22 protein-coding genes are annotated in these 18,734 nt (G+C 44.9%); 19 read left to right on the forward strand and 3 right to left on the reverse strand.

The window, feature by feature from the left end; all coding sequences use genetic code 11:
• Positions 1–126 precede the first annotated feature (126 nt).
• Positions 127–1,491, forward strand: a complete 1,365-nt coding sequence (locus tag A2048_09000; GenBank protein ID OGP08658.1) for a succinate-semialdehyde dehydrogenase — start codon at positions 127–129, stop codon at positions 1,489–1,491.
• A 95-nt stretch (positions 1,492–1,586) separates the two neighbouring features.
• On the opposite strand, the gene A2048_09005 is transcribed toward A2048_09000, so the two are convergent.
• Positions 1,587–2,018, reverse strand: a complete 432-nt coding sequence (locus A2048_09005) for a hypothetical protein (protein OGP08640.1) — start codon at positions 2,016–2,018, stop codon at positions 1,587–1,589.
• Positions 2,019–2,133: 115 nt separating this feature from the next.
• A complete protein-coding gene (locus tag A2048_09010) occupies positions 2,134–2,325 on the reverse strand; it encodes a hypothetical protein (GenBank protein ID OGP08641.1) in 192 nt (63 codons plus the stop codon).
• 144 nt (positions 2,326–2,469) lie between these two features.
• Here A2048_09010 and A2048_09015 point away from each other — a divergent pair, with 144 nt between their 5' ends.
• The 14 genes from A2048_09015 (at position 2,470) to A2048_09080 (ending at position 14,577) form a co-directional block, all read left to right on the forward strand.
• On the forward strand, positions 2,470–3,471 hold the full coding sequence (locus A2048_09015; protein ID OGP08642.1) for a hopanoid biosynthesis associated radical SAM protein HpnH: 1,002 nt from the start codon (positions 2,470–2,472) through the stop codon (positions 3,469–3,471).
• A gap of 79 nt (positions 3,472–3,550) precedes the next feature.
• Positions 3,551–4,759, forward strand: a complete 1,209-nt coding sequence (locus A2048_09020; protein ID OGP08643.1) for a hypothetical protein — start codon at positions 3,551–3,553, stop codon at positions 4,757–4,759.
• A gap of 64 nt (positions 4,760–4,823) precedes the next feature.
• On the forward strand, positions 4,824–6,101 hold the full coding sequence (locus tag A2048_09025) for a glutamate-1-semialdehyde-2,1-aminomutase (GenBank protein ID OGP08644.1): 1,278 nt from the start codon (positions 4,824–4,826) through the stop codon (positions 6,099–6,101).
• Between the two features lie 51 nt (positions 6,102–6,152).
• Entirely contained in the window at positions 6,153–6,785 is a 633-nt protein-coding gene (locus A2048_09030) for a hypothetical protein (protein OGP08645.1), read from the forward strand.
• A gap of 2 nt (positions 6,786–6,787) precedes the next feature.
• Positions 6,788–7,645 carry a hypothetical protein gene (locus A2048_09035; protein ID OGP08659.1) on the forward strand — a complete coding sequence of 286 codons (858 nt, stop codon included), beginning with the start codon at positions 6,788–6,790 and terminating at the stop codon, positions 7,643–7,645.
• 66 nt (positions 7,646–7,711) lie between these two features.
• Positions 7,712–7,948 carry a hypothetical protein gene (locus A2048_09040; GenBank protein OGP08646.1) on the forward strand — a complete coding sequence of 79 codons (237 nt, stop codon included), beginning with the start codon at positions 7,712–7,714 and terminating at the stop codon, positions 7,946–7,948.
• On the forward strand, positions 7,938–8,300 hold the full coding sequence (locus tag A2048_09045) for a hypothetical protein (protein OGP08647.1): 363 nt from the start codon (positions 7,938–7,940) through the stop codon (positions 8,298–8,300). The genes A2048_09040 and A2048_09045 overlap by 11 nt, the downstream gene beginning before the upstream one ends.
• A 14-nt stretch (positions 8,301–8,314) precedes the next feature.
• Positions 8,315–9,019 carry an ATP synthase F0 subunit A gene (locus A2048_09050; protein OGP08648.1) on the forward strand — a complete coding sequence of 235 codons (705 nt, stop codon included), beginning with the start codon at positions 8,315–8,317 and terminating at the stop codon, positions 9,017–9,019.
• A 132-nt stretch (positions 9,020–9,151) separates the two neighbouring features.
• Positions 9,152–9,472, forward strand: a complete 321-nt coding sequence (locus A2048_09055; protein OGP08660.1) for an ATP synthase F0 subunit C — start codon at positions 9,152–9,154, stop codon at positions 9,470–9,472.
• 98 nt (positions 9,473–9,570) lie between these two features.
• On the forward strand, positions 9,571–10,218 hold the full coding sequence (locus tag A2048_09060; GenBank protein ID OGP08649.1) for a hypothetical protein: 648 nt from the start codon (positions 9,571–9,573) through the stop codon (positions 10,216–10,218).
• 35 nt (positions 10,219–10,253) lie between these two features.
• Positions 10,254–11,081 carry a 3-methyl-2-oxobutanoate hydroxymethyltransferase gene (locus A2048_09065; protein OGP08650.1) on the forward strand — a complete coding sequence of 276 codons (828 nt, stop codon included), beginning with the start codon at positions 10,254–10,256 and terminating at the stop codon, positions 11,079–11,081.
• A 125-nt stretch (positions 11,082–11,206) separates the two neighbouring features.
• Positions 11,207–12,079 carry a pantoate--beta-alanine ligase gene (locus A2048_09070; protein OGP08651.1) on the forward strand — a complete coding sequence of 291 codons (873 nt, stop codon included), beginning with the start codon at positions 11,207–11,209 and terminating at the stop codon, positions 12,077–12,079.
• A 30-nt stretch (positions 12,080–12,109) separates the two neighbouring features.
• A complete protein-coding gene (locus A2048_09075; protein ID OGP08652.1) occupies positions 12,110–13,396 on the forward strand; it encodes a hypothetical protein in 1,287 nt (428 codons plus the stop codon).
• Positions 13,397–13,473: 77 nt separating this feature from the next.
• Entirely contained in the window at positions 13,474–14,577 is a 1,104-nt protein-coding gene (locus A2048_09080) for a hypothetical protein (GenBank protein OGP08653.1), read from the forward strand.
• A gap of 140 nt (positions 14,578–14,717) precedes the next feature.
• Here the strand turns inward: A2048_09080 and A2048_09085 are convergent, their stop codons facing one another.
• Positions 14,718–14,942: a hypothetical protein gene (locus A2048_09085; GenBank protein ID OGP08654.1), complete on the reverse strand. Its 225-nt coding sequence runs from the start codon at positions 14,940–14,942 to the stop codon at positions 14,718–14,720.
• Between the two features lie 46 nt (positions 14,943–14,988).
• Between A2048_09085 and A2048_09090 the strand changes: the two genes are divergently transcribed.
• The 4 genes from A2048_09090 (at position 14,989) to A2048_09105 (ending at position 18,666) form a co-directional block, all read left to right on the forward strand.
• Positions 14,989–16,668, forward strand: coding sequence for a dihydroxy-acid dehydratase (locus A2048_09090; GenBank protein ID OGP08655.1), 1,680 nt, complete (start codon positions 14,989–14,991; stop codon positions 16,666–16,668).
• Positions 16,669–16,749: 81 nt separating this feature from the next.
• The gene (locus A2048_09095) at positions 16,750–17,544 is read left to right on the forward strand and encodes a prolipoprotein diacylglyceryl transferase (protein OGP08661.1); all 795 of its coding nucleotides are present in this window, start codon (positions 16,750–16,752) and stop codon (positions 17,542–17,544) included.
• The gene (locus A2048_09100) at positions 17,514–18,059 is read left to right on the forward strand and encodes a hypothetical protein (GenBank protein ID OGP08656.1); all 546 of its coding nucleotides are present in this window, start codon (positions 17,514–17,516) and stop codon (positions 18,057–18,059) included. The genes A2048_09095 and A2048_09100 overlap by 31 nt, the downstream gene beginning before the upstream one ends.
• Before the next feature lie 82 nt (positions 18,060–18,141).
• Positions 18,142–18,666: a hypothetical protein gene (locus A2048_09105; GenBank protein ID OGP08657.1), complete on the forward strand. Its 525-nt coding sequence runs from the start codon at positions 18,142–18,144 to the stop codon at positions 18,664–18,666.
• The last annotated feature ends 68 nt before the right edge of the window (positions 18,667–18,734 follow it).

Here is an 18,734-nt window from a genome sequence, read left to right on the forward strand (position 1 = left end):
ATGCCTCCTTATATCAAAAACCGGGGCTGTTGCCGATCATGAATTACTAAAAATGTTTCCCCGACAGGCTCCTAGGGACGTGGTCTCTTTCTTGACCTTCCCTTGGTCCCGTGGCATTTTCAGGCCGTGAATTTCCAAACGGTCAATCCTTCCACAGAAAAAATTATCGCTACTTACCGGTTTTTTTCAGACAAAACCATTCAGCAAAAAATCGATCAAGCCTCATCAGCTTATTTGTCATGGAGCCGCTTGTCTTTTGATGAACGGGGCCTTTTTTTAAAAAAGGCCGCTGTTTTATTGGAACAAAAAAAAGATGATTACGCCAAACTTATGACCCAGGAAATGGGCAAACCCTTGGGGCAGGCTCTTAGTGAAGTTGAAAAATGTGTTTGGGGGCTTAAGTTTATTGCTGACAAGGCCGCAGATTGGTTGGTGCCGGAAATTGTTCAAACAGAGGCGACAAAAACTTATGTGTCCTTTGATCCCTTGGGGACGGTGTTGGGCATTATGCCGTGGAATTTTCCTTTTTGGCAGGTCATTCGGGCCGCTGGTTCCATTTTGATGGCGGGAAACACTTTTTTAGTCAAACATTCTCCTAATACCACCGGATGTGTTTTGGCCCTTGAAGAAGTTTTTAAAAAAGCCGGTTTTCCCCCGGGAGTTTTTCAGGCTCTTCTTATTCCTGAAGCCAAAGTGGAAAAAATCATCGCTCATCCAACTATTGCCGGAATCACTCTTACTGGAAGCCCCAGAGCAGGCCGTGCTGTTGCCTCATTAGCGGGGGCTCATTTAAAAAAATGTGTTTTAGAACTGGGAGGGAGCGATGCTTATGTTATTTTGGAAGATGCCAATCTTGAAGAGGCTTCCTATTTATGTGTGAACGCACGCATGAATAATGCAGGGCAAACCTGCATCGCGGCCAAACGGTTTATCCTGGTTGGTCACCACAAAAAGGAATTTGAAAAATATGTTGTTGAAAAAATGAGCCGGAAAAAAATGGGGGATCCGTTGGACCCTCATACAAACATGGGCCCCATGGCCAGAAGTGATTTGCGAAAAAATCTCCACCGTCAAGTACAAAAAAGTATCAAGGCCGGGGCTCGGTGTTTACTTGGAGGGCAGCTTCCTCAAGGGGTCGGTTTTTATTATCCGCCCACGGTGTTAACCGGTGTTTCTAAAGACATGCCTGCCTACAGTGAAGAATTATTTGGCCCCGTGGCTGTTATTTTTTATGCCAAAAATGAAAAGGAAGCCATCAAGCTTGCCAATGACACATCTTACGGCTTGGGTGCCTGTGTTATCGGAAAAGATATAAATCATGCAGAAAAAGTGGCCAAACAGATGGAAGCGGGAAACTGTTTTGTGAATACAGCGGTTAAATCAGATCCAAGACTTCCCTTTGGGGGGATAAAAAACTCGGGTTTTGGACGTGAATTGGGAGTTTTTGGGACAAGAGAATTTGTGAATGTAAAGACGATGTATGTAAGATGACGTAGGGGCGGCGCTAACGCTGCTCCCTGAGCGAAGTCGAAGGGAGAACACCTTGGCCCCTCGACTTCGCTCGGGGACCAGAAGCTGCTACCAGATCATTTGGGTTTGCAGTTTTTATTTTTACAGATCAACCGATCCAAACTAATAGGCCCTGCCCCATTTGTCATAAAAAACAAGGCCACCATCAAAAGAGTCAGGGGATATTCATACCCCCCATTTTGAGCCAGCAATCCTTTGGCCCAATGCACTTTAAAGATGGCTACGGCCATGGTGCAAGCCACTCCAAAAGCGGCAACCGGGGTAAGTAAACCGACAATAAGTCCAAGCCCACCTAAAAATTCACCCGCAATGGCCAGGTAAACGGCGATTTGAGGATTGGGAATACCCATGTTGGTGAAGGCTTCCACGATTTGGGGAATGCCATTTAGTTTTTGCCACCCATGAACGGTCATAATAACGCCGACAACCACTCTTAAAAGTGTCAAGGCAAGAGGCCCCAGTTTAGTGCAAAGTGTTTTTGGACACATAAAACTCCTTTTGATGAGATTAAAAATTTAAAGGGTACAAAAACAAAAGCCCAAACTAACAAACAAAATGTTTCTCGTTTGGGCTGTGTTTTAAAAGAGCGATCAAGAATATGAATTACTCAGGAGCGCCTTCTGGAGCAGGGGCTTCTTCAGCGGGGGCTGCATCAGGAGCTGGCGCTGGTTCGGGTTGGGCTTGGGGTTCGGTTGCAGGAACTTCAGAGGCAGGCTCTTCACCTTTCTTGCAAGCATTTAAACTTAATAAGGCCACCAATCCAAACACAGCCAAGAGTGCAAATAGTTTTTTCATGAGAAATCCTCCTTAATAGGGTTATTAATTGTACGGGAAGATAGGGGGAAAGATCCTACTTGTCTACTTTTTTTTAAGAGGTTTTTAAAGGGTACCGTTTTAGGGGTTGATTTTTTTGGTGGACCCACTAAAAGGTCAAAGCTTATGGCCGTTCCATTATCACAAGGGTTAAGGGTTTTTAGTTATGTCATGAAGCAAAAAATCAAGGGGGTGAAGCGCTATCCCTTGGTATTGATGCTAGAGCCCCTTTTTCGTTGCAATCTGGAATGCAAGGGGTGCGGCAAAATTCAATTCCCTGAAGAAACCTTGAATCGACGATTGTCCGTGGAAGAATGTCTTCAAGCAGCCCAAGAATGTGGGGCTCCGATGGTTTCCATTCCTGGAGGAGAACCTTTAATTCATCCCGAAATCCAGCAAATTGTTGAAGGGCTCATCAAGCAGAAGCGTTATATTTATCTTTGTACCAATGCCCTATTGCTTGAACGCAAGCTTCATTTATTCAAACCCTCAAAATATCTTACTTTTAGCGTTCACTTAGATGGCCTTAAAGAGGAACATGACAAGGCCGTATGCCGTGATGGTGTTTTTGAACAGGCTGTTAAGGCCATCAAAGCGGCCAAGGCCAATGGTTTCCGGCTTACCACCAATACCACCCTTTTTGATGGGGAAAACCCCGAGCGTGTACGCGCGTTTTTTGATTTTGCCATGGAGTTGGGCATTGAAGGCATGATGGTCTCGCCTGGGTATGCTTATGAAAAAGCCCCGGACCAGGAACATTTTTTGCGTCGTGAAAAAACCAGGAATTTTTTCCAACAAGTGTTCAAAGACCGCAAGCCCAGCTGGAAATTTAATCAATCCCCTTATTTTTTGGAATTCTTGATGGGTAAAAAGAATTACCAATGCACACCCTGGGGCAACCCCACACGTAATATCTTTGGCTGGCAAAAACCCTGCTATTTGCTGGGGGAAGGTTATGCAAAAACCTTTAAAGAACTCATGGAATCCACAGAATGGGACAAATACGGCACCGGTAAGAATGAAAAATGTGCCGACTGCATGGTCCATTGCGGGTACGAACCCACCGCTGTCATCGATGCCTTCTCTTCCGTCAAAAACTTTATTGAAGTGGCAAGGGCTTCGGTGTGATATTTGTTGACATATTAATAGTATTCTATTAATTTATACGCATATCTAATTTTATCTATATACATTAACTATTATGAATATGTTAGCCATTAACCCATTTCGTCCTGGAGCAGGACATCTTCCTCCTTATTTAGCGGGACGTGAAAACGAAAAACATGAGTTTGCCCAGATGCTTACTCAAAAACCGGTTCTTACTAATCTTGTTCTTACTGGGTTACGCGGTGTGGGTAAAACGGTTTTATTGGAGACATTCAAACAAATTGCTATTCAACAAAATTGGCTATGGGCTGGTACTGATCTTTCAGAATCGGCAAGTGTCAGTGATGATAGTATTGGTATCAGGATATTAGCTGATTTAGCCCCGTTAGTAGCGGGCATTAAAGTCAATGAAACTGAAACACGTCGTATTGGTTTTGCAGTCGAATCAACGAAGTCTCCTATTTATCTCGATTTTTCTCTTCTTAAACGAGTTTATGACCAAACTCCCGGATTGGCTTCGGACAAATTAAAAGCCGTACTGGAACTTGTGTGGACATGCCTTAAAGGCAGCCATTGTCAGGGGATTATTTTAGCTTACGATGAAGCTCAAAACTTAAGTGATCAGGCTGCAAGCCAACAATACCCCTTATCTCTTTTGTTGGATGTTTTTCAGTCAATCCAAAAAAAGGAAATACCATTTTTCCTTGTATTAACAGGACTCCCCACTTTGTTTCCAAAACTTGTTGAAGCTAGAACTTTTTCAGAACGTATGTTTCATATCATGACCCTTGGTCGTCTTAATGAAAATGAAAGTCGTGATGCTATTTTAAAACCAATGGAACAAACAAATTCACAAGTGCGTTTTAGTTCCGTGGCAACGCAAGAAATTGTGAAATTTTCGGGAGGGTATCCTTATTTTATTCAGTTTTTATGCCGTGAGATGTTTGATTCTTACCTTCAACAAAAATCTGGAGGAAAGGTTAATCCGAATGTTACGGTTTCCGGGATGGTACGAAAACTTGACACCGATTTTTTTGCGGGTCGATGGAATCGTGTGACAGACCGTCAAAGAGTACTTTTATCTGTTATTTCCGAGCTTCCCCATTGTGATGAAGAATTTTCTGTTCAGGATGTTGTAGAGAAGTCGCGTGAGGTGCTTCCCAAATCATTTAGTGCCAGCCATATTAATCAGATGCTGGTAAAACTGGCTGACAATGGCCTTGTCTACAAAAATAGGCATGGCCGCTACTCATTTGCAGTTCCCTTACTTGGGGATTTTATACGCAGGCAACGTGAAGAAGAAATATGATGATCAAAAAAAGAAAACCTTCACAACCTGAAATGTGGCTTAACCTTCAACAAGGTTATGATTCATGACCTTTGACCTATCCCAAAAACTCTTTGACGAAGCTCAAAAACACCTTGTGGGCGGAGTAAATTCCCCTGTACGAGCCTTTAAATCCGTGGGGGGGACGCCGCTTTTTATTACGCGTGCCAAGGGTTCTAAAATTTGGGATGCCGATGGGAATGAGTACATCGATTACGTGGGAAGTTGGGGGCCGGCTATTTTAGGGCATGCTCATCCGGAAGTGTTGCGAGCGATTCATGAAACCATGAAAAATGGGCTGAGCTTTGGAGCCCCCACCCCCAAAGAGATTGAATTGGCCCAAAAGGTGAAGGGATTTTTTCCATCGCTTGATCTTGTCCGCTTTGTTAATTCGGGCACGGAAGCTGTCATGGGGGCTATTCGTGCGGCACGCGGTTTTACGGGGCGGGCTAAAATCATCAAATTTGATGGGTGCTATCACGGGCATGCCGATTATCTTTTAGTCAAAGCGGGGTCGGGGGCGCAAACCTTGGGGACGCCGGATAGTGCAGGCGTTCCTTCTGATTTTGCAAGCCTCACACTCATTGCCGATTATAATGACCTTTCCTCTGTAAAAAAACTTTTCAACGAGCATAAAAATCAAATTGCGGCAGTTATTGTTGAACCTATTATTGGCAACATGGGGTGTATTCTTCCTCAAAAAGCTTTTTTGCAAGGGTTGCGTGAGATGACGGCCAATGAAGGGGCCCTGCTTATTTTTGATGAGGTGATGACGGGCTTTCGTGTGGCCAAAGGGGGGGCGCAGGCACTCTATGGCATTATTCCCGATCTCACCACTTTGGGAAAAATTATTGGAGGTGGGCTTCCTGTGGGAGCCTATGGCGGGAAAAAAGAAATCATGGAAATGGTCGCCCCCGTAGGGCCTGTGTATCAGGCCGGAACACTTTCAGGTAACCCCTTGGCCATGGCGGCGGGGTTGGCTACATTAAAGGAATTAGAAAAACCTGGGATTTATGAATCCCTCGAGCAAAAAGGAAAGTATTTGGAAGAAGGTCTGAAAAAAGCGGCTTCCAAATCCAAAGTCCCCATTCAAATCAATCGTGCAGGGTCGATGTTCTCCTTTTTCTTTTCTGCCCGGGCTGTCATGGATGCTGATTCGGCGCGCATGGCCGATGCCAATCAATTCAAAAAAGTGTTTCATACCCTTCTTGAAAATGGGGTTTATCTAGCTCCTTCGGCCTTTGAGGCGGGGTTTATTTCACTTTCACACACGAACGCCGATCTAGACCAAACTCTTCAAGTCTTCGAAAAAGCTCTTGCTTAATGCTTATTTTTGTAAGAAACTGTCACTAAATGACAGTATTAAACAAAAATTATGCGTACTAACTATCTTCAAGACATTTCTGATCCATTCTTAACCGACATTGAATTGGCCCATCTCATGCGTGTGACGCCCCATGCACGGCATAGTTGGGTGAAGCGGGCCATCAAAAAAGGGGATCTTATTCCGGTCAAAAGGGGGCTTTATTGTGTGAACCGCAAATACATTCTGAATCGAAGGTACATTGATTTATTTGAATTGGCTTTTCGAATTTATGGGCCTTCCTACATTAGCTTGGAGTCGGCTCTTTCCTATCATGGCTGGATTCCCGAAAGAGTGGTGACCGTTGCTTCGGCCTCCATGAAGCGATCCTACGTATTGACGAATTCATTGGGCATTTTCACTTTCCATTGTGTCCCGAAAAAAGTTTTTTATGCAGGAGTGGAAATTAAAAAGCAAAATGACGGTGTTTTTTATATGGCCCGTCCTTGGACCGCACTTGCGGATTACGTGCATGTCAACAAAAAGGATTGGAAGGGGATTCATCCCGTGTATGTGAGTTTGCGTGTCGAGGAAGAAGAGGATGTCGTTTCGAGTTTTCATGCCGATGCTGAGATGCTGTTCAATAATTATCCGAGCCGGCGCGTGCAGCGTTTTTTAAAGGGAGTCATGAGGGATCTTCAGTGAATATTCAAATCATTCAGGAACGATTTGACACGTACCATTGCGTCTCAAAGCAGGATGTTGCAAACGCGCTGAAAGAAATTGTCCAAGAGATTGCCCTTGCAGCCCTGTCGCGGAGCGGATTTTTTAAGAACGCAGCTTTTCAAGGGGGCACATGTTTGAGGATTTTGCATGGTATCAACCGGTTTTCGGAGGATTTGGATTTCATCCTTAAAGAACCCGATCCCCACTTCATTTGGGATCCCTGTTTGCAACAAATGACTCAGGAATTCTTGGCCTTTGGTATCGAAGCTGAATTTCAAGACCGTTCTAAAATGGACAATGCCGTCAAAAAATTCTTTCTCAAAGACACATCCCTTGGGAAATTATTGAACGTGAGTTTTGGGGACCCAACACAAAAAATCAAAATCAAATTTGAATTAGACACAAATCCCCCCGTTGGGAGCGATTTTGAAATCAAATACCTTGATTTCCCCTTTCCGTTTGTCGTGACTACGCAAGATTTGCCCAGCCTTTTTGCAGGTAAAAGCCACGCACTTTTGTGTCGCGAATATACCAAGGGGCGCGATTGGTATGATTTGTTGTGGTATGTGGCTCGAAAAATTAAACCCAATTTCACCTTCCTTCAAAACGCTCTTATCCAAAATGGTGCGTGGGAAGGGCAGGATATTCAAGTAACTCCATCTTGGTATCTGCTCGAAATGAAAAAGATGATTCAGTCCATTGATTGGGCCGATGCCAAAACCGACATTATGCGGTTTGCTAAGGGGAGTGAGCGCCAAAGTTTGGATTTATGGAGTCAGGACTTTTTCTTGGATAGGTTGGAGAAAATGGAAAGCTATTTGTCAGATAACACCCCATGATAAGATTTCCGTTTGATAACCCATTGACTCCCTTTCTCTTCCTATGTTAGGGCGTTCCCACCTTTCATGAAACCTGAAAACAAGAATACATTTCTTGTCACTTACGGCCTCTATAGCGCCGTGGGGATTCAAATGGTGGTGAGTGTTGTGTTGGGGTTGTATGCAGGGAAGTGGTTGGATTCTCGGTGGAACACCGAACCCTGGCTCATGGTTGCGGGGGTTGTTTTGGGTGCGGTATTGGGTTTTTATAATTTGATTCGTCTTTTAAGACTTGGAAAAGAGGACACTGACCATGTCGAATGATTTTCTGCCCATTCTCAAAATACAAAAGCTCGCTGCTTTCATGGCGCTTGTTTCCGTAGGCGTGGCTCTTTTTTTGTGGCCCAGCGTGGCCGTTGTGGGGGGGCTGATCATTGGCAGTGTTTTGGGGCTTTATAATTTTCGTTTTTTGGCCAAGCTCATCTCCAAATTGGTGACGGATACCGAAGACCAAAATCTTAAATGGGGCGGGTTGTTTCTTATCAAAATGCTGGGGCTTATGGGGATTGTGGCCCTTTTACTTTTAAAGACGTCCATCAACCCGGTGGCTTTGTTGGCCGGCTTTGGGTGTGTGATTGTTTCTGTGGTGATACAGGGGTTTCGTCTTTCCATCTAACTTAAGGAGTTTTTATGGAACATGGTTTTAGCTTGTTGGAATGGCTTTTTCCTTCAGTGATCAATTCAAAAAGTGGGCATGTTTTTTCAGCCCTCATTGTTGCCATCCTTCTCATTCTGGCCTCCTTCCTTTACAGAAAAAGTTTAAAAAAGAGTGCAGATGAAGTGATCCCTGAAGGAAGGGTTTCCCTCAAAAATATTTTTCAGGTTGTCGTGGAAGGTGTTTTTAATTTTATGGAGTCAGTCATTGGCCATAATGCACACAAATATGTTCCGCTTATTGGAACGGTTTTTATTTATGTATTGGTCAATAGTCTTTTGGGAGCCATCCCTGGTTTTTCACCGGCTACCGCCAATGTAAGTACCAATCTGGCCGTTTCTCTCACTGTTTTTGTCTACTACAATTACTTGGGCATTAAAGAACAAGGGTTCAAAAACTATCTCCACCATTTTATGGGCCCCATTATTTATATTGCCCCTTTAATGATGCTTATTGAATTAATCAGTCATTTTGTTCGCCCTTTGACATTGGCGGTTCGTCTTTTTGGAAACCTAACGGGCGATCATATTGTCCTTGGAATTTTTTCCGACCTGGTGCCATTGGTGGTGCCGGTCATATTCATGGCCTTTGGTATCTTTGTCTCGCTGGTGCAGGCCTTTGTGTTTTCGCTTCTGTCAACGGTGTATATCGGTTTGGCAGTCGCCCACGAAGAACATTGATTGAGTGCCATTCCTTGTAGAAGGGAATGGAGCTTTTCGGGAAACTTGTTTCGATCCCGTTACGCGGGAAAGGGCAGCCCGACAATGAAAAACAAGCAAGTCATTGAAACCGGGCTTAGATTGAGAAAACGTATGAAAAAACTGAGTGCCTTTTTAGTGGCCTTTTTTGGCCAGTTTTTGTTTGTAGCTTATGCCATGGCTGAAGAAGCCTCTGGTGCTGGTTCGTCTGGTGGCAGTTTGGTGGCCATTGGAGCCGGTATTTGTATGGGGATGGCTGCCTTGGGCGGTACCTTGGGTCAAGGCCGGGCGGTAGCCAGTGCGTTGGAAGGTGTTGCCCGCAATCCCGGTGCTGCATCCAAAGTTCAAACCCCAATGATTTTGGGTTTGGCTCTTATTGAATCGCTGGTCCTTTTCTCCTTCGTTATTGCCATCATGTTGGTGGGGAAGGTTTGATTTTGTTTTCCGTAGGGACCCCGCGGTGCGGGGTCCCTACATCCCCCCACATCCACCTAGACAATTCCATCATTCCGATGCTATAGAAACCTTTTTCTATGGCTGAAATTCGATACATTGCTGTTGAAGGCCCCATTGGGGTTGGCAAATCTTCTTTGGCCCAAATGTTAGCCAAGGACACGAATGCGCGTCTTATTTTGGAAGAAGCCAAGGAAAATCCTTTTTTGGGTTCTTTTTACGAAAATCCGGACCAGTTTGCCTTTCAGGCACAAATTTACTTTCTTTTGTCACGATATCGCCAGCAAATGGAATTAAAGCAGCAGGACCTTTTTAAACAAGCCACTGTTTGTGATTATTTGTTTGCCAAAGATGCCCTTTTTGCCGCGATGAATCTCACCGATGAAGAGATGGATTTGTACAACAAAATTTACGGTCTCTTAGATGCCCAGCTTCCCAAACCCGATCTGGTTGTTTTTTTACAGGCCAGCCCATCCGTTTTGATGAACCGTATCAAAAAAAGAAGGGCTTCCTGCGAACGGGGTATCCAGGAAGAATATATTGAACGTCTCTCCCAGGCCTATAGCCAGTTTTTCTTTCAATACACAACCACTCCCGTCCTTGTGGTGAATGCTTCGGGGTTTGATTTTATTGAGTCGGAAGCCGACTACGAAATGCTGAAAAAAGAAATGCTCAATTTGTGGAAAAGCGGAAAAGAAAAACATTATGTGACGATTGATAGTAGGTAGGGGCACGTCGCGACGTGCCCTTACAGGACATAACCATGCCTGCCCATAAAACAAAATCAGAAAAAATGACCCTTCCCAAGTTGGTTGAAAAATACCGGTCAGGTGAAAAACTGACCATGCTTACCGCTTATGACGTGACTTTAGCCAGGCTTGTCGATGAAGCAGGAATGGACATGGTTTTGGTGGGGGACTCATTGGGTATGGTCATTCAGGGGCATAAGTCCACTTTACCAGTGACCATCGAGCAGATGGTTTATCACACCCAATGCGTGGCGCGGGGGATCAAAAAAGCCCATTTGATGGCCGATATGCCTTTTTTGTCTTATCAGGTGGACAAAAAACAGGCGGTCAAAAATGCGGGTCTTCTCATCAAGGCCGGAGCTGAATCAGTCAAAATTGAGGGAGGGGAGGAAATGGCGGACACCGTTTTTTATCTTAAAAAAATGGGTGTTCCGGTGATGGGGCATATTGGGCTGAAACCGCAGAGTATTCATACAATGGGAGGGTATAAAATTCAGGGGAAATCCGAAAAAGAAGCTAAGCAAATTTTAAAAGATGCCAAAGTTTTACAACAAGCCGGGGTTTTTTCGCTTCTTTTGGAAGGCATTCCTGCCGCATTGGCCAAAAAAATAACACAAACCGTTCATGTCCCCACCATTGGAATTGGGTCTGGTCCTTTTTGTAGCGGCCAGGTGTTGGTGATTTACGATCTTTTGGGGGCCAACCCGGGATTCAAGCCTCGGTTTGTGAAACAGTATCTTGATTTGCATGCGCTTGTGAACAAGGCATTTAAAAAATACATTCATGAGGTGAAAGAGGGAGAGTTTCCGGCGAAGGAACATTCATTTTTTTTGAAGAAATAATTCTCGTTCCCACGCTTCTGCGTGGGAACGCACGGACCCGACGCTCCAGCGTCAATTCGGGGATGTTCCCACGCTGGAGCATAGGAACAAGAAAAAGGGCGAACACAAGGTTCGCCCGTACACCCATGATCATCATTCGTTCCCCCCAACAAATGCAGAAAATGGCCCTGGGGTTTCGTGCCAAGGGCAAGACCATCGCGGTTGTTCCCACCATGGGGTATTTGCATGAGGGGCATGTAACTCTTCTTCGCAAGGCTCGTAGGAAAGCAGATATTGTTATTCTCACTCTTTTTGTAAACCCCACCCAGTTTGGACCTAAGGAAGATTTAAGCCGTTATCCACGTGACGAAAAGGGGGATCTTAAAAAAGCCAAATCCTGCGGTACGGACATTGTTTTTCTTCCACAACCCCAAGACATGTATCCTGTTGGCTACCAAACCTATGTGGAAGTAATTCAATCGACCCAGTCCCTGTGTGGAGTTTCACGCCCCCATCATTTTAAGGGGGTGACAACGGTGGTGACAAAATTGTTTGCCATCACGCAACCTCACTATGCTTTTTTTGGACTTAAAGATTATCAACAATATGCCGTCATTTGTCGGATGGCCAAAGATTTGAACCTGCCTGTTCAAATAATAGGAGTGCCAACGGTCAGGGAAAAATCAGGCCTGGCCATGAGTAGCCGCAATGTTTATTTAAATGTGGAAGAAAAAAAAGCCGCTCTTTGTTTGTCCCGGGGTTTAAAAAAAATCCGTAGGGGCGCTGCTTGCCGCGCCCCTGCTCGAAAGAGCGCAGCAAGCAGCGCCCCTACGTTGAATCATCTTGTTTTCATGCTCAAAAAAGAAATTAAGCGTGAACCTTTGGCAAAAATAGATTATATTGCCGCCGTTGACGCCAAAACAATTCAGCCCCTCAAAGAATATCAACGGGGAAATACCCTGTTCGCGGTGGCTGTATTTTTTGGAAAAACAAGATTGATCGATAATATTGTGGTGTAAAGGCACGTCGCGACGTGCCCTTACCAATAAATGAAAATCATTTCCGCAAAATATCTTTTAACCATGGAAGGGGACCCCATTGTGGGCGGGGCCATGGCCATTGAGGGAAGTGAAATAATCGATATTGGCAAAGAATCGGATTTGCTGGCGCGTTATCCCGGAGCCCAACGAGAAGACTACATCAACCACGTTCTCATGCCCGGCCTTATTAATGCTCATACCCATCTTGATATGAGCCATCATAAAAACTATCCCTTTGATCCCGTGCGAACCCTGGGGGCGGATACTCCTTTTGTTGACTGGCTTATTTCCTCCATCGATTACAAAAAAAGAACATCTCCTGAAAGAATGAGGGAAGCCGTGGAAGAAGGTTTGGATGCCTGCATCGAATCGGGAACTACATGCGTGGGGGATATGGGAAGTTTTGAAGGGATCTTTCATAGTTTGGAACAAAAAGGGGTACGTGCCGTTATCTTTCCCGAAGTTTTAAGTTACGACAGTGCTGTGGCCAAAGATCTCTATGAAATGGCCATGGCCATTGTGGACAAATATTCTGATTTTGATTCCGACTTGGTGAGTGTGGGGGTGGCTCCTTATTCTCCTTACACTGTTTCCCGCAATATTCTGAAAATCATGGCCAAGTATGTGCAAGGGGCCAATATTCCTTTAATGATGCATGTGGCTGAAAGTTTTTCTGAGATGGAATTTTTTTACAATTCAACCGGGGATATTGCCACCAAACTTTTCCCCGTGATTGGTTGGGGGGAAGATTTGCCCCCGGCTTTTCGAAAAACACCCGTGGAATATTTAGATGAGGTTGGTTTTTTAGCCGCCAGCCCCATTCTGGCTTGTTGCGTTCAAATGACACCGGGAGATATTGACCGCCTGGTTAAAAACAAGGTGAAAATGGTGTGGTGTCCCCGTTCTAACTATTATTTAAAACAGGGTTTGGCCCCTTTAAAACAGCTCAAAGCCAAGAATGTACTTTTGTCTTTGGGAACCGATGGCCTTGCTTCCACCAACACACTTTCACTGTGGGATGAATTGCGTTTTGCCATGGAAGTATCGGGGGGGCAAGGGGGGAGGTTTTCTGCCGAAGAACTTTTGAAAATGGTGACCATTCAGGCGGCCCGTGTTCTGAATTTGGAAGCAGAGGTGGGAAGTTTAAGCGTTGGGAAAAAAGCGGACTATATTTTGGTTGATGCAAGCACTTGTCCCGAAAACGAAAATATTTTTTCTCATTTAATTCAAAACACCAAAAGTTATCACATCCATCAAGTGGTGGTGAATGGTGAGGTATTGAAAACAGTTAATTAACTTCACAACTAATATGGATTCTGGTACGTTTTACCGGTTTTTCCAGGTTTTTTAAAAAACTATCAAAGGAGAATTTCATGAAAAATTTTTTGGCGGTCAGTTTTATTTTATTGGCTTTTGGTGCGTGCGATAAAATGGAGGCCTTAAAAAACAAGGCCAAGGCCAAGGTGGAAGAACAAAAAAAAGCCGCAACCACCTCCCCTGTTCCTGAACCTCCTTCTGCTTTGCCGGTAGCGGCAGGTGGAAGTAATTCGGCAGTGCTTGCCCGTGTCAATGGCAAGGAAATTACAGATGCCGAAGTGACGGAACGGGTCAAAAACAGTCTGAAAAAACTGGAATCCCAGATTTTTGATATTAAAAAAAGAGGGTTGGATGATTTGGTGGAAGAATCCCTGTTAGGTGAGGCGGCCAAAAAAAGAAACCTCTCCATTGACGATCTTCTTAAAGAAGAAGTGGACAAAAAAATCGTGGATCCCACCGATGCTGAGCTCAAACAATACTACGAATCGATGAAGCCACGTTTAGGGAATCAGCCCTACGACAAAATCAAGGATCAACTGGCCCGTCAGCTTAAGAGCATGAAACAGGGTTCTGTTTATAATAGCTACATGGACAGCTTAAGAGCCGATGCCAAGGTTGAAATTTTGATGGAACGCCCCCGTGTGGAAGTTTCGGTTGATGACGATCCTTCCCAAGGCCCCAAGGATGCTCCCATTGTTCTTATCGAATTTTCCGAATTCCAGTGCCCTTTCTGCAAAAAGACGCGTCCCACCATTCGGCAAATTTTGGATACCTATAAAGACAAAGTTCATTATGTGTTTCGCGATTTCCCTCTTTCATTCCATAAAAATGCCCCCAAGGCAGCCCAAGCGGCCAATTGCGCTGGGGATCAGGGAAAGTATTGGGAAATGAACGACAAGCTTTTTGAAAATCAGCAAGCCCTCGATATTGAAAATCTGAAAAAATATGCCGGTGAGCTGAAGTTGAACACTTCAAAATTCAATGAATGTCTTGATAGCGACAAATTTGCCGCAGAAATTGCAAAAGACGAACAGGATGGCGAATCGGTGGGAGTCAGTGGAACCCCCGCTTATTTTATCAATGGCATTTTCCTTTCAGGAGCTAGGCCCTTTGAAGCCTTTAAGGAAGTCATTGATGATGAATTGGCCCGGGGGAAATGAAGAAAAGCTTTCTGGTCCCTGAGCGGAGTCGAAGGGAGGTAGCCTCGGCCCTTCGACTTCGCTCAGGGACCACTCAGGTCGCGACCTGTCCTTACGAGGATTGTTAACAGGCCCTGCACCCTATGGTGCAGGGCCGTTTTTTATTCCGGTAAATTTTCCAGTTTATTCAAAAAATTCTGGATTTTTTGTCGGGCAATAGCCTCTTCCAAGGGGAAGTTGTTGTAGTTGTCTTTTAAATAGAACAAAAAACGATCAAAATTCCCGTTGATACTTTGAAGCGTTGTTCCCGAGAAACGGGGCCATTCCTTCTTCATAAAAATCTTGACCTCGTTCCAATGTTGTTGCATGCGATTGGCTAATGACATGGGGATGGTTTAACGTGGAGAGGCATCTCAATCAAGAAAAATGATTATGAATAAAAAATTAAACAAAATCAGTTCTCGTATTACGGAAGATCCCGAACAACCGGCCTCACAGGCCATGCTTTATGGCTTGGGGCTTACCCAAGCCGATATGCACAAGCCCTTTATTGGCGTTGCCAGCACGGGTTACGAAGGCAATACCTGCAATATGCATTTAAACGATTTGGCCAAAATCGTGAAAAATGGGTGCCAGGATGCGGGGCTTGTGGGGCTTGTTTTTCACACTATCGGGGTCAGTGACGGTATTTCCATGGGAACCGATGGGATGAATTTTTCTCTTCAGTCGCGGGACATTATTGCCGATTCCATCGAAACAGTCATGTCTGCCCATTGGTATGATGCCAATATTTCAGTAGTAGGGTGTGACAAAAACATGCCCGGTTCGGTGATTGCCATGGGTCGCCTCAACCGTCCCAGCATCATGGTTTATGGGGGGACAATCAGTCCGGGACATTTTCATGACAAGGTTTTGGATATTGTTTCAGCCTTTGAAGGCTTGGGTGAATTTGTGGCCGGAAAAATTGATCAAAAAGAACTTACCGGCATTTTGCAGCATGCTTGCCCCGGGGCTGGGGCTTGTGGCGGCATGTACACGGCCAACACCATGGCTTCAGCTATTGAAACCTTGGGCATGAGTCTTCCTTATAGTTCTTCCTATCCGGCGACCAGTAACGAAAAACTCAAAGAATGTGCCACGGTGGGGAAGGCCATTTTAAATCTTTTGGAAAAGGAGATTACCCCAAAGATGATCATGACAAAAAAGGCGTTTGAAAATGCCATCACCGTCATCATGGCCCTGGGGGGATCAACCAATGCCGTATTGCATTTGATCGCCATGGCCAAATCGGTAGGAATTAAATTAACCCTGGAAGATTTTCAGCGCATCAGCGACAAAACGCCCTTCATTGCCGATCTGAAACCTTCCGGAAAATATGTGATGGAAGATTTGTGTAAAGTGGGAGGAGTGCCGGCCGTATTAAAACTTCTTTTGAAAGAAGGTTTCTTATATGGCGATTGCCTTACCTGCACGGGGAAAACTTTGGCGGAAAATCTGGAGTCCCTGCCGGGCTTGACTCAGGGACAGCCCATTATCGTTCCCCTTTCACAGCCCATCAAAAAAACGGGGCATCTTCAAATTCTTTACGGCAATCTTGCCAAAGAAGGCTCGGTGGCCAAAATTACGGGGAAGGAAGGCCTTTCTTTTACAGGAACAGCCAAGGTTTTTGATAGTGAAGAAGAGGCGATCGCCGCCCTGGAAGCCAAAAAAATCAAAAAAAGTGATGTCATTGTTATTCGCTACGAAGGCCCCAAGGGCGGCCCCGGCATGAGTGAAATGCTTAAAGTGACTGCTGTCGTCATGGGGGCTGGTTTAGGCAAAGATGTTGCGCTTATCACCGATGGCCGCTTCTCCGGCGGCACGCACGGTTTTGTTGTGGGGCATGTGACCCCGGAAGCTCAAGTAGGGGGCGTCATGGCCATTATTGAAGACGGGGATGAAATCACCATCGATGCCGAAAAACATATTTTAAACCTGAATGTGTCCGGCAAAGTCATTGATACCCGTTTACGAAAATGGAAAGCTCCGCCCTTAAAAGCCACCCAGGGCACTCTTTTCAAATACATCAAAAATGTCTCTTCGGCTTCTGAAGGCTGTGTGACGGATGCGTAAGGTTTGGGGCTGTTTTTTCTTGATGCAATTTTAGGTTGACCTTTGCATCCAATGAAGAAGAGAATGCCGCATCTCAAATTTATGCATCCCATCCTCTACCAATTCCCCGAATGGATTCCTTTATTGGGCGGCAAAGCGTTGCATACCTATGGGGCGCTTGTGGCATTGGGATTTTTTTGTGGGCTTTTGTGGGTCAGGTATGAGGCGACGCGTGTCGGTCTGAATGTTCAAAAAATGATGGATTTGTTTTTTTATGTGGTGCTGGCGGCCATTGTGGGTTCGCGCATCATGTATGTTTTGGTTTCTGAACCGCGATGGTGGGAAGATCCCCTGGTTTTTATCCGTTTCTGGGAAGGGGGCTTGGTTTTTTACGGGGGGTTGATTGCTTCAGTACTCACGGTGGTGTGGTACACCTTGCGACAGCGGATGAATTATTATTCGGTCGCCGATGTTTTTACTCCCGGTATCGCCTTGGGCCATGCCATTGGTCGCCTGGGATGTTTTGCAGCGGGGTGTTGTTATGGCAAACCCGGCCCCGAAAATTCGTTTTGGACGGTCTTGTTTCCACAGGGCGATTTTTCCATTGCCCCCTATGACCATCCTATTTATGCCTCCCAGCTTTTTGAGTCGTTTGGTGAATTTGTTTTGTTCCTGATTTTGTTCTTTTTTAGGAAGAAAAAGAAATTCGAAGGGGAGGTATTTTTAATTTACATCGTTTTATATCCCATCCTCAGGTCCTTTCTGGAAATTTTTCGTGGCGATTCGATCAGGGGTTTTATCGTTGACAATATCCTTTCAACATCGCAGTTTATAAGCATTCTGTGGGTGGTTGTGGCTCTTGTTTTATGGATTCAATTAAGAAAAAAACATGTTTAAAGTCGGTGATGGGGATGGCAAGGGGAAGTTTGTTGCAAAGTGTTCTTCTTGTTATCTTTTGGTGCGGCATTTCTGGGCAAACCTGTACCAAGGATATTGTCTATTCCAAAGACTATTACACCCAGCCCGTTTCTGAATCCTTTGAAATAGGGATGACCGAAGCCATGGCCAGAATGGAGAAGGTTTTGCCCAAATTTGGGTACAACATCATCCAACAGGATGAGGCCCAACACAAATTTATTACGGGGTGGCGGCCTGTGGAGGCTGATTCGCACTATGTGTTTTTGTTTGCTCGACGTGATTATGGGATTACCGATGGCACTTACTACCAGCTCTTGGTTGATTTAATCCAGCAGGGCTCCAAGGTGAAGGTGGCCCTTTCCACCAAGGTAAAAACCATTGTGGGCCCCTTGGAATCCAGCAAAAAAGTGGAACAGCGCATTCTCAAACAGCTTGCCGATGATTTCCGATCCCCGCAGATTGAAATTACCAACGTTGAGATGAGGAAGAAGTAGTAGGGGCATGGCATGCCGTGTTCCTCACATTAGCCGTAGGGATCCGTAAGGGCAATTCATGAATTGCCCTTACTCATCATGTATGTCCAAAGCCCAATTTTTCATTGGAATTCTTTTTCAGCCCCAGGTTTTGGTGGAGCAAATACAGCCCATTATCCAGGATGCTTTTGGTCCCATTGAGGATGTTTCTGAAATTTTTGAATTTAACCACACCAATTATTATGAAGAAGAAATGGGGGCATCCCTAAAAAGGGTGTTTTTTACCTTTAAAGGGACAATTGACGCCGCTCAGTTGGTGAAATGGAAGGAAATAGCCGTTCAGATTGAGGAAGAGTTTTTCAAGAAAAAAGGAAAACGTTTTGTCAATGTGGACCCTGGTTATCTGGATTCAGTCAAAATCATTCTGGCCTCCAACAAACAGGGAGGGCATAAAATAGCCCTTACAGAAACTGTTTATGCCGACATGGTCATGGACTATTTCAAAGGGGAGTTTCGTTTTTTTGATTGGACCTTTCCTGATTTCAAATCAGGACTTTATTCCTCGTTTTTCATAAACACCCGCCGAAAATTCTTGGATAAAGGATACCAACCACAGAGCAAGCCCTAGGAGCCTGTCGGGGAAACATTTTTAGTAATTCATGATCGGCAACAGCCCCGGTTTTTGATATAAGGAGG

The sequence above is a fragment of the Deltaproteobacteria bacterium GWA2_45_12 genome, from assembly GCA_001797365.1.
GTDB lineage: Bacteria > UBA10199 > UBA10199 > UBA10199 > UBA10199 > UBA10199.

What these genes read in the sequence shown, in the direction of transcription:
- A2048_09005 (OGP08640.1), bottom strand. Translation starts at nt 2,018, where the DNA reads ATGTGTCCAAAAACACTTTGCACTAAACTGGGGCCTCTTGCCTTGACA.
- A2048_09010 (OGP08641.1), bottom strand. Translation starts at nt 2,325, where the DNA reads ATGAAAAAACTATTTGCACTCTTGGCTGTGTTTGGATTGGTGGCCTTA.
- A2048_09015 (OGP08642.1), top strand. Translation starts at nt 2,470, where the DNA reads ATGGCCGTTCCATTATCACAAGGGTTAAGGGTTTTTAGTTATGTCATG.
- A2048_09020 (OGP08643.1), top strand. Translation starts at nt 3,551, where the DNA reads ATGTTAGCCATTAACCCATTTCGTCCTGGAGCAGGACATCTTCCTCCT.
- A2048_09025 (OGP08644.1), top strand. Translation starts at nt 4,824, where the DNA reads ATGACCTTTGACCTATCCCAAAAACTCTTTGACGAAGCTCAAAAACAC.
- A2048_09030 (OGP08645.1), top strand. Translation starts at nt 6,153, where the DNA reads ATGCGTACTAACTATCTTCAAGACATTTCTGATCCATTCTTAACCGAC.
- A2048_09040 (OGP08646.1), top strand. Translation starts at nt 7,712, where the DNA reads ATGAAACCTGAAAACAAGAATACATTTCTTGTCACTTACGGCCTCTAT.
- A2048_09045 (OGP08647.1), top strand. Translation starts at nt 7,938, where the DNA reads ATGTCGAATGATTTTCTGCCCATTCTCAAAATACAAAAGCTCGCTGCT.
- A2048_09050 (OGP08648.1), top strand. Translation starts at nt 8,315, where the DNA reads ATGGAACATGGTTTTAGCTTGTTGGAATGGCTTTTTCCTTCAGTGATC.
- A2048_09055 (OGP08660.1), top strand. Translation starts at nt 9,152, where the DNA reads ATGAAAAAACTGAGTGCCTTTTTAGTGGCCTTTTTTGGCCAGTTTTTG.
- A2048_09060 (OGP08649.1), top strand. Translation starts at nt 9,571, where the DNA reads ATGGCTGAAATTCGATACATTGCTGTTGAAGGCCCCATTGGGGTTGGC.
- A2048_09065 (OGP08650.1), top strand. Translation starts at nt 10,254, where the DNA reads ATGCCTGCCCATAAAACAAAATCAGAAAAAATGACCCTTCCCAAGTTG.
- A2048_09070 (OGP08651.1), top strand. Translation starts at nt 11,207, where the DNA reads ATGATCATCATTCGTTCCCCCCAACAAATGCAGAAAATGGCCCTGGGG.
- A2048_09075 (OGP08652.1), top strand. Translation starts at nt 12,110, where the DNA reads ATGAAAATCATTTCCGCAAAATATCTTTTAACCATGGAAGGGGACCCC.
- A2048_09080 (OGP08653.1), top strand. Translation starts at nt 13,474, where the DNA reads ATGAAAAATTTTTTGGCGGTCAGTTTTATTTTATTGGCTTTTGGTGCG.
- A2048_09085 (OGP08654.1), bottom strand. Translation starts at nt 14,942, where the DNA reads ATGTCATTAGCCAATCGCATGCAACAACATTGGAACGAGGTCAAGATT.
- A2048_09090 (OGP08655.1), top strand. Translation starts at nt 14,989, where the DNA reads ATGAATAAAAAATTAAACAAAATCAGTTCTCGTATTACGGAAGATCCC.
- A2048_09095 (OGP08661.1), top strand. Translation starts at nt 16,750, where the DNA reads ATGCATCCCATCCTCTACCAATTCCCCGAATGGATTCCTTTATTGGGC.
- A2048_09100 (OGP08656.1), top strand. Translation starts at nt 17,514, where the DNA reads ATGGATTCAATTAAGAAAAAAACATGTTTAAAGTCGGTGATGGGGATG.
- A2048_09105 (OGP08657.1), top strand. Translation starts at nt 18,142, where the DNA reads ATGTCCAAAGCCCAATTTTTCATTGGAATTCTTTTTCAGCCCCAGGTT.